The 7,770-nt window shown below is 66.3% G+C and carries 9 protein-coding genes and 3 pseudogenes; 8 read left to right on the top strand and 4 right to left on the bottom strand.

Annotated features, from left to right (window positions below; translation table 11 throughout):
- The 4 genes and pseudogenes from ACIBLA_RS37510 to ACIBLA_RS37495 all read left to right on the top strand — a co-directional run.
- A pseudogene (locus tag ACIBLA_RS37510) lies at window positions 1–659 on the top strand (hypothetical protein); the annotation flags it as partial.
- A gap of 90 nt (window positions 660–749) precedes the next feature.
- Window positions 750–1,403 carry a hypothetical protein gene (locus ACIBLA_RS37505; RefSeq protein ID WP_399201140.1) on the top strand — a complete coding sequence of 218 codons (654 nt, stop codon included), beginning with the start codon at window positions 750–752 and terminating at the stop codon, window positions 1,401–1,403.
- Between the two features lie 115 nt (window positions 1,404–1,518).
- Entirely contained in the window at window positions 1,519–2,244 is a 726-nt protein-coding gene (locus tag ACIBLA_RS37500; RefSeq protein ID WP_363246861.1) for a class I SAM-dependent methyltransferase, read from the top strand.
- A gap of 339 nt (window positions 2,245–2,583) precedes the next feature.
- On the top strand, window positions 2,584–2,832 hold the full coding sequence (locus ACIBLA_RS37495) for a hypothetical protein (protein ID WP_363246860.1): 249 nt from the start codon (window positions 2,584–2,586) through the stop codon (window positions 2,830–2,832).
- A gap of 17 nt (window positions 2,833–2,849) precedes the next feature.
- Here the strand turns inward: ACIBLA_RS37495 and ACIBLA_RS37490 are convergent, their stop codons facing one another.
- Window positions 2,850–3,116 (bottom strand): helix-turn-helix transcriptional regulator, encoded by a 267-nt coding sequence (locus ACIBLA_RS37490; RefSeq protein WP_363246859.1) that lies wholly within the window; start codon window positions 3,114–3,116, stop codon window positions 2,850–2,852.
- A gap of 658 nt (window positions 3,117–3,774) precedes the next feature.
- Window positions 3,775–4,014 (bottom strand): hypothetical protein, encoded by a 240-nt coding sequence (locus tag ACIBLA_RS37485; RefSeq protein ID WP_363246858.1) that lies wholly within the window; start codon window positions 4,012–4,014, stop codon window positions 3,775–3,777.
- Window positions 4,015–4,390: 376 nt separating this feature from the next.
- Between ACIBLA_RS37485 and ACIBLA_RS37480 the strand changes: the two are divergent.
- From ACIBLA_RS37480 to ACIBLA_RS37470, 3 genes and pseudogenes are all read left to right on the top strand, one after another.
- A pseudogene (locus ACIBLA_RS37480) lies at window positions 4,391–4,570 on the top strand (IS256 family transposase); the annotation flags it as partial.
- A 66-nt stretch (window positions 4,571–4,636) separates the two neighbouring features.
- Window positions 4,637–4,957: a hypothetical protein gene (locus ACIBLA_RS37475; RefSeq protein ID WP_363246857.1), complete on the top strand. Its 321-nt coding sequence runs from the start codon at window positions 4,637–4,639 to the stop codon at window positions 4,955–4,957.
- A 232-nt stretch (window positions 4,958–5,189) separates the two neighbouring features.
- On the top strand, window positions 5,190–5,531 hold the full coding sequence (locus ACIBLA_RS37470) for a restriction endonuclease (protein WP_399201141.1): 342 nt from the start codon (window positions 5,190–5,192) through the stop codon (window positions 5,529–5,531).
- 224 nt (window positions 5,532–5,755) lie between these two features.
- Here ACIBLA_RS37470 and ACIBLA_RS37465 read toward each other — a convergent pair whose 3' ends face one another.
- Together ACIBLA_RS37465 and ACIBLA_RS37460 are read right to left on the bottom strand one after the other, a co-directional pair.
- A complete protein-coding gene (locus tag ACIBLA_RS37465; RefSeq protein ID WP_363246856.1) occupies window positions 5,756–6,742 on the bottom strand; it encodes a hypothetical protein in 987 nt (328 codons plus the stop codon).
- Window positions 6,743–7,223: 481 nt separating this feature from the next.
- Window positions 7,224–7,415 (bottom strand): DUF6381 family protein, encoded by a 192-nt coding sequence (locus tag ACIBLA_RS37460; RefSeq protein ID WP_363246855.1) that lies wholly within the window; start codon window positions 7,413–7,415, stop codon window positions 7,224–7,226.
- Between the two features lie 125 nt (window positions 7,416–7,540).
- On the opposite strand from ACIBLA_RS37460, the pseudogene ACIBLA_RS37455 reads away from it, so the two are divergent.
- Window positions 7,541–7,678: pseudogene (locus tag ACIBLA_RS37455) on the top strand (site-specific integrase); the annotation flags it as partial.
- Between the last annotated feature and the right edge of the window lie 92 nt (window positions 7,679–7,770).

Raw genomic sequence — 7,770 nt, 5'->3', positions numbered from 1 at the left:
GCGATCATCGACCTCATAAGCCGGAGACTCACTCGCGAATCCACCCTGAACTGGCGCGACACCTGAACATCGAACCAAACAACCTCGGCAGGACAGAACGCTCTTTCAGCTTGTTCTTTTTCCCCTGCACCACCCCGGACGCCGAGCTCTGGCGCCCATGTCCCGCTTGCGGACGAGCCGAACGGCTACACGCACCTGGTCCGTGCCCCCGCTGCACCCTCAAACAGCGGCTCCACGAGCTCTTCGCCGATGACACCGGCTCCATACCCTCGAAGCTGCAGCCCCTCCACGACGCCCTCGCCAGCACCGAACGCGCGGCCACCGCGATGAGCTGGCTCTCCAAAGGCATCGTCTCCACCGTTCTGTCCGATCTCGGCTCCGGCCGCCGCCCCCTCACCCACAAAGCCCTGGACGAACTCCCGGAAGGCAAGGTCGTCGAGCACATCCGAAGCGTCCTCGTCGCCACCAGCACCCTGCCTCAACGGGACGAGCAGATGGTCCGCCTCGAACGGCACGTGAAGAACCTGGTCGCCTCCCACGCGACCACCGAGGGACGAAGAATCCTGCACCGGTACGCAACTTGGCACCTCCTGCGCCGGCTTCGCCGTCGCAGCCGCGGCAAGGAGATCACGTATTACCAGCTCCAGGTTGCCCGGTAGCATCTGCGGGCGGGCGTCTATCTCCTGAACTGGCTCGAAGGCCAGAACTTGGCCCTTGCCACCTGTCGGCAAACTGACCTCGAACGTTGGATGACCAGCGAGGACGCCCGTCTTCGGCAGGAGGCAGGCCACTTCGTGCGCTGGGCCCTATCCCAGAAGATCGCCCGCGATCTCAGCTACCCGGCCGAGCGATGGAACGGCCCCTCGCAGCCGATGGACGACGAAGCCCGCTGGGCCACCGCCCGACACTTGCTGCATGATGCCACCCTCAAGCCCGAAGATCGCCTCGCCGGCCCGCTGTTGCTCCTCTATGCCCAGTGGCCCGCAGCGATCTCCCGGCTCACCGTCGACCACATCGAGAAGACAGACGCAGGCGTCCGCATCCGCCTCGGCGCCGTCCCGGTCGAGCTTCCCGCACCCGTCGCTGAACTGGCCCTCCAGCAGGTCGAGGTTCGCCGCAGCCATGCCGTCCTCGCCCGGACAGATTCGACCTGGCTCTTCCCCGGAGGCCAGCGCGGCCGCCCGATCAGTGCCTGGGCCATGGGCGAACGGCTCCGCAAACTCGGCATCCGGCTCGCGGAGGCCCGCTCGACCGCGCTGTTCCAGCTCGCCACCGAACTGCCCGCCGCGGTCCTTGCCCGCACCCTCGGCATCGACATCACCGTCGCCGTCAAATGGCAGCGAGCCGCCGCCGGAGACTGGGGCGCCTACGCAGCCGAGGTCAGCCGCCGGAACCGTGACTGACGGCTTCAGCCGGCCAGGGCGAGGGCCTCAGTTGGCCTGCGGCCGCCCATACAGCGGTTCGCGCGCCGCCAAATTGAGCGGCAGCCGACTGAACACTGCCTATACCTTCGGGCGCATGGCTGATGAGATCTTCGGGCATCCACGGCTGGCAACGATCTACGACCCTCTTGATCCAGATCGCACTGACCTCCACGCCTATCTCGTCCTCGCCCAGCAACTTGACGCGAAGCGGGTTTTGGATATCGGCTGCGGTACTGGCGTGTTCGCACTCCTGCTAGCCGATCGCGGGATCGAGGTCGTCGGCGTCGATCCCGCCCAAGCCTCCATCGACGTGGCGAGGGGAAAATCGGGCAGCGATCTCGTCCGCTGGATCTGCGGTGACGCGGCAGTTCTTCCGCCTCTGATGGTGGATCTCGCCACGATGACGGCTAACGTCGCGCAGGCGATCGTCGCCCCGGTGGCATGGCAGCAGACGCTGAAGGGGGCTCATAGGGCCCTGCGGCCCGGTGGGCATCTGGTGTTCGAGACCAGGAACCCGGCTGCACGCGCCTGGGAGTCATGGAACCGCTCAGCATCGCACCGAGTCACGGAGATCTCGGGAGCCGGCGCGGTCGAAAGCTGGGTTGAGCTGGTCGAAGTGAACCAACCCCTCGTGACGTTTCGGTGGAACTACGTGTTCACTGCGGACGGGCAGCACCTCATGTCCGATTCGACCCTCAGATTCCGGGAACGTCAGGAGGTCGAGGACGATCTGATCGCGCAGGGCTACCTGCTACGAGAGGTCCGAGACGCTCCCGATCGTCCGGGCAAGGAGTTCGTCTTCGTCGCTCAAAGACTGTGACCCTCACGATTCTGTCGCCCAGCGACTGAGCACCAGGCTGGCCAACTATCGCCTCCAGGGGCAACTGAAGCGCTCAACGACACCAGGAACTGCTCCTGAGCCAGGGTATTCCCAGAGTTCCAATACCCGACTCCACCATTAGCCATCTACCCGACGGACGCCATCGAAGGACACCGCGCATTCATCGCCCGTCGCCGATCCCTTCGTCCCAGCGAGGAATACCGGACCCCGACGAACGAGGAGTGGGACGCCTTTCTCGCCCACTTCGAGAAGCGCAAGCTCTCTCTGGGAACCTGCGCTCGCTCCTTCGGAACGTCGTGCATCCATGAGCACGCTTGCGTGCGATGTTCGCTCCTCCGGCCGGAGCCGTCCCAACGAGACCGTCTGATCGAGATCCGCGACAACCTACTCGATCGGATCGCCGAAGCTCATCGTGATGGCTGGCTCGGTGAGGTCGAGGGCCTGGAGATCAGCCTGGCCGGCGCCGAGGAGAAGCTGGCCCAGCTCGATGCCGCACTCAAACCCTCGGTGATCCACCTGGGCCTGCCCACCTTCGGTCAGATCGCCGGGCGGTCCAGCACCCTCTAACCACCTGATCTCTCGGACTACCCAGTGCCAGCGCCGGAGTCCGGTGGAAGCTCGAGGTCCGTCGTCTCGCTCGAATCGGTCGGGATGCTGCCCGCTGCCCAGCCGAGTACTTCCTCGAAACGGCGGGCCGCGATGGGGACGGGCGGGCGTCCGCGATCGCTCTCGTGGAGCCTGATGGTCGCCTGGCTCAACTGGGTGCGATGCGCGAGCTCCCTCACGGAGATGCCCTCGGCTTCCCGGAACTCGATGAGAGCTTTCGCCAGCCGCTTGGATTCTTCGCTCATGACCAAAGCATTCCGCATCACGAACGCTCGGTCAGCACCCTGGCCTGGTCAGCACGCAACTTGTGTTTCTCGCCGCTCCATCAGGAGACGAAGGCGTTCTCGACGGACTGAAGCGGTGCGATCCGGCCCCAACGAGCCCTATCGCACCGGTAGTTCGGAGAAGGCTTCTTATGCCACAGGTGCAACAAACGGGAAGGTCTACAGCGGCCTGGAGAAGACGGCCGTTTCGGCAACTACCCATCTCGCCCACCAGCGGTTCTCCTCGGGTTGTCCACACCGTACGGCCACGCAGTGCGACTGCGGGTGCCAGCACCACGGCATGAATCGACCTCGGCCTTTGAGTCTGGCTTGCCTCGGGCGCTGTGGAAGATCCGCAAGCTGACGCCTCAGCTGGAGGAGCAGCTGCGCTTAGCATCCGAGGATCCCAAGAGGCATAAGTACACGGGTGAGGAGATCTGGCGAACACTCCAGATCGTGGTGCCAGTGCTCTTGAGTGCCGTGGAGCGGGCCGATCGTGATGTCCTCCATACCGAGCTAGCAGAGCTTGTCAGCTGGCTGAAGCAGTTTCCGCCTTCGTCAGCACCACAGTGAAGCGGCGCCACACCGTGGGGGCCCGAAGGTACAGCACCGTCATGTCCGTACGAGGCCAGCGGCCGGGTCAGCCGACGGCGTGCAGCCAGCCGCGGCACTTCTCCGCAGTGGCCTTCTTGGCGGCGGCCAAGGCGCGCCTCTTTCGCTGTTCGGCGAGCTGGTCCTGGTAGGCGGCGACGGCCTCGTGGTAGCTCGCCACGTAGCCCTTAATGTCCAGTCGGTCGGCCTTGGGCATCGCCTTGACGGCGGCTACGCCTTCTTCCTCGGAGTTGTAGCCGGGCCGGCATCGGGTTGCTCTGGTAGGCACCGTTGCGAACCTTGTTGACGAGGGCGCTGCGAGGGGAGCTGAATTACCGGCGCGGACGGTTCAAACAGCGCGCTGAAAGCGTCCAGTAGTGACTCGGGAACGTGGCTGGGGCGTGCGGACGTGCTGTTTCGCCTCCGGAAGCGGCTGCGGGAGCTTCCCTGGCGGAAGAAGTCGCGCTGCTCCTCGAACTCGTCCCACACGCTCGGCGACAGCCGACGCTGTACATGACTGGGCAGCGGTTGGTAGAGGCCGGCTGCTGTGGTTGTTGTTGAGTCACGCGGTGTGTCTCGGATCCACAAGACAGCCCTGACGGTTTCGCGCCGTGCGATCACGAAGTCAAGGTCCGGGAAGTACTCGCTGCATGGGGTAGCCGATGGTGAGATCGTGCGACCCCATTGAGTCGACCTTCTCCACCGTCCGGCTGCGGACCAAGGTCACCCGCCGGGCTTGCTCCCGCACCGCCGCCCTGGCTATGGTCTTCAAGCTCGTCGAGTCCGCCCAGCAGCGGTGGCGGGCCGTGGACGCACCCCACCTCGTCGCTCTCGTCCGGGCCTGAGCCTGCTTCGAACGCGGCCATCTCGTCGAACGCCCCGCCAGCTTCGCGGCATAAACTCTGTCCACGATGACCGACCACCACACGTACGGAACCAGCACCCACACCGCCAGCGAGCTGGTCCAGCTCGTCAGTGACCGCCTCAGCCTGGTCTTCACCAAGCGTGAGAGCGACTACCGGGGCATCTACCACCTCGCCGACAGTCCCGACGGGCGGATCGAGATCCAGCCCAACCCGATTCCCGGCGATGACGGCGAAGACGACCTCTACGCCCCCGAACACCCCGCGGCCCAGGTGCTCTTGCTGACCACCACTCCGGCCCAGGACCCTACCCTGCATGCCCGCCTGGGCTCTATCGAAGGGCTCATCCGCCTGCACCACGAGTCATAGTGAACGGCTACTGATCCACAGCTTTTGACAATTGCTCGGCATTTTTTCATACACGCCGACCCTGTCACGACTGCCAGCGCTCACCTGCGTACTCCCCTACCGCCGACTGCCACCGATCCGACCAAAACGCCCCGCATGGCACCCATCGAACGGACTCCGCACGCGATTCGCACGGTGAGCGCCCGAGGGCCGGCAGGGGCTCGCTGGAAGTTCTACCCGAAGCTGCGGGGAGCTGGCTGGTGGACCTCTCCCATGTCGACGCCCTGACGGAGCGCTCGTCACCGCCGTGCTCGCGTGGAAGGACCCGCACCTCCAACCCCGCGACTACGAACGGATCGCCCTCCAACTGACCGGGCACGCCCGCGCCGTGGCCGCCGGCGTCCGACGCCACGCCGCCGCCCTGCCGAAGAACGACGGCCGCGGCGCCCTCGCCGAAGTCGTCCTCCGCGAAGCCGACGGCCGCTTGTCCGCACCGCTGGAGTGCACCGCCCGCCGCGCCCAGAACCGCGCCCGACTCGTCCGGGCCCTCTACACGCGGCTGGACCGCCTCACCGAGTCCCTTCCCGCCACGTAGCCCGCAGGAGGAAATACCCTGGGGTGTGATGCCGCGCCCGCCCCCTGGGGCGACGTCAGCGCCGGTCGGGTACCCATGCGGCTGTCACGGAGGCAGCACAGCGGGCGGCACAGGCCCGTGAGTGCGGGTGCTTCCGTACTGCGCGCCGTCGTCGTAGATGCTGTCGTCGGCCTGCGTGTTGCTATCGGCCGTCGTTCAGCACGACGTCCAGGCCGTGTCCGGGGTCATCGTGCGATCTCGGCAAGGAGACTGCGGTACTTCTCGGGTCTGGCCTCGAGGTCTGACCAGGCGGAGACCGCGCCTAGTTCTGGGTCCGGCCGACGGAGGAGGTCGACCGAGGCCTGCGCGAATTCGTGGGCGCTGTTTTGCCGGTCGGTGTCCTTCACCAGTTCGGTCAGTTCGGATACGGCGTACTGTGCCCCCCAACGCTGGTCTCGATCCGCGCGCAGCATGTCCTGATACTTGCGGGCGGGGGCCGCGTCGGCCAACAACGGATCCAGACGTGAGCTCAGCTCTCTGCCCGCCTCTGCCGCGCTTCGTGCCTGCGGCCCGGCCTCCACGAGCACCTGGAGGGCGAGGACCAGGGCCGTGGTCTGTGGTCCGGGTCGGGCGGATTCCAATGGCACGGAAGCCAGTTCCCGGCGCAGGGGAGCCCATGCGGTGCGCACCGCTTCCAAGGCCCGCTCATAGTCTTCGGCCACCGCGTTAGCAGCGTCCCGCAGTCGACGTGCTCGGTGTACGGCGGCTGGGTTGACACCGCTCGCTCGCATCAGTGCGCCGAAACCGCCGCCTGCTATGCCGACGGCCGTCAGGAGCAGACCGCCTGCCGCCGTCGCTTCGGAGAGTTCGCCACGCATGCCGCCCGTTTCGGTGGGCACGTCCTCGTCCAGTGAGTACAGCTCACCTCTGTCGGGGCCCTTGGCGATCACGAATCCGGTTTCCCAGCCCAGACCGGAGGCCGGGTCGTAGTCCGGTGCCTTCAGGATCGGTTCCCGGTCCGGATCACACCGGTACGGCTCCACGCGCTCGCGGTCCTCGAAGGGATCCGTCCACCGGACCGTGCACTCCCCGTCGGGCTTTTCGTCGACCACGTCCAGGTCGATCTGCCGGAGATCAGGGAAATCCGTCACCGACGGGGCCAGAACCAGTGAGAAGCCCACCAGCGCCAGGCCGAGTGCAAGCACCCACCGGAACAAGGGCATGCGCCTCATCCGGGCCCCCTTCGCGTCGTGCCGGGTACGGCGCCGGCACACACAGAATGCTCGTTGCCGGAGCTGACTATCAAGAAGCCCGTTCGGCAGATTTCGCCCCCTCGTCCCTGCCCGATCCCAGCAACATGCGGGCGCACGTCTCGAACCCTGCGCTGGGCACGTTCTTGGGCTTACCTGCTCCGACGGGTGAGCTTATGGGGGCATCGTGGTCGCTTGGGCCCAGGGGGGCGGCGCCGGGCGACGATCAGGGGGAGACCAGTTTGCTCGCGGACTCGCGCACATCGGCGGCGACCGCGTGGGCGGCCCCGGGGTGCGCGAGATCCTGGCGAAGATGCCGGAGTCCGCTCCGCTGACCGGCCTCGGAGCGGGTGGGAAGAAGGTCGCTTCCCAGCTCAACTGTATGGAGCGGTTGGGGATGATCAGCAGCAGGACCGGGCGCTGGCACTCTGTCCGGCTCGGGAGCTGACTGCCAGGTACCCCGTTATTCCGCAGGGTAGATGTCCCCGGCGGCCATCATGCTCTCCTGTTCGCTGTCGAACTCCAACTGCTGAGCTTTTCGCTCGAGCCGTCGGCGCTCTTCAGGATCGCCGGTCCGCTCGGCTCTCGCCTGTGTCGCGGCGGCTTCTTCACGCATTTGTTGGAGGCGGCGTCGCAATGCGCCTGTCTCATTCATGATCGAGCCTCGATCCATGCACCGAGAGGTGTCACTCCCAGCGAAACAGGCCTGCCGACCGTGCGCCACCCGGCAGCGCCGCGCCAGGTGCCGTACCCACGCTCGCCATACCAGCTGAGCCAGGACAGGCCGGGGTGCTGTCCTGGCTCAGCTGGTGCCGGGAGCGCGGCAACGAGGGCCCGACGGTCCCGGCCTGAGCGAAGCGGCTGGCGGTGCTGGACTCCGAGACCCCGGCCCGCTCGAAGATGGCGATCGACCGGCTGTGATCTCTTGGTTTGGTGTCGGTGGTAGTGAGAGTCGGTGCTGATCGTTCTGAGCGGGGTTGTTGGGGCTGGTCAGTGGTCGTGTGTGGGCG

Origin of the sequence: Streptomyces sp. NPDC050433 (assembly GCF_044458565.1) — a bacterium.
In the GTDB taxonomy this organism is placed as follows: Bacteria; Actinomycetota; Actinomycetes; order Streptomycetales; family Streptomycetaceae; genus Streptomyces.
This window is presented reverse-complemented; position numbering and strand designations above follow the sequence as displayed.

Bases quoted from the DNA above. Each gene is read 5' to 3' on its own strand.
- ACIBLA_RS37505 (WP_399201140.1), top strand. From the start codon at position 750: ATGACCAGCGAGGACGCCCGTCTTCGGCAGGAGGCAGGCCACTTCGTG.
- ACIBLA_RS37500 (WP_363246861.1), top strand. From the start codon at position 1,519: ATGGCTGATGAGATCTTCGGGCATCCACGGCTGGCAACGATCTACGAC.
- ACIBLA_RS37490 (WP_363246859.1), bottom strand. From the start codon at position 3,116: ATGAGCGAAGAATCCAAGCGGCTGGCGAAAGCTCTCATCGAGTTCCGG.
- ACIBLA_RS37475 (WP_363246857.1), top strand. From the start codon at position 4,637: ATGACCGACCACCACACGTACGGAACCAGCACCCACACCGCCAGCGAG.
- ACIBLA_RS37465 (WP_363246856.1), bottom strand. From the start codon at position 6,742: ATGAGGCGCATGCCCTTGTTCCGGTGGGTGCTTGCACTCGGCCTGGCG.
- ACIBLA_RS37460 (WP_363246855.1), bottom strand. From the start codon at position 7,415: ATGAATGAGACAGGCGCATTGCGACGCCGCCTCCAACAAATGCGTGAA.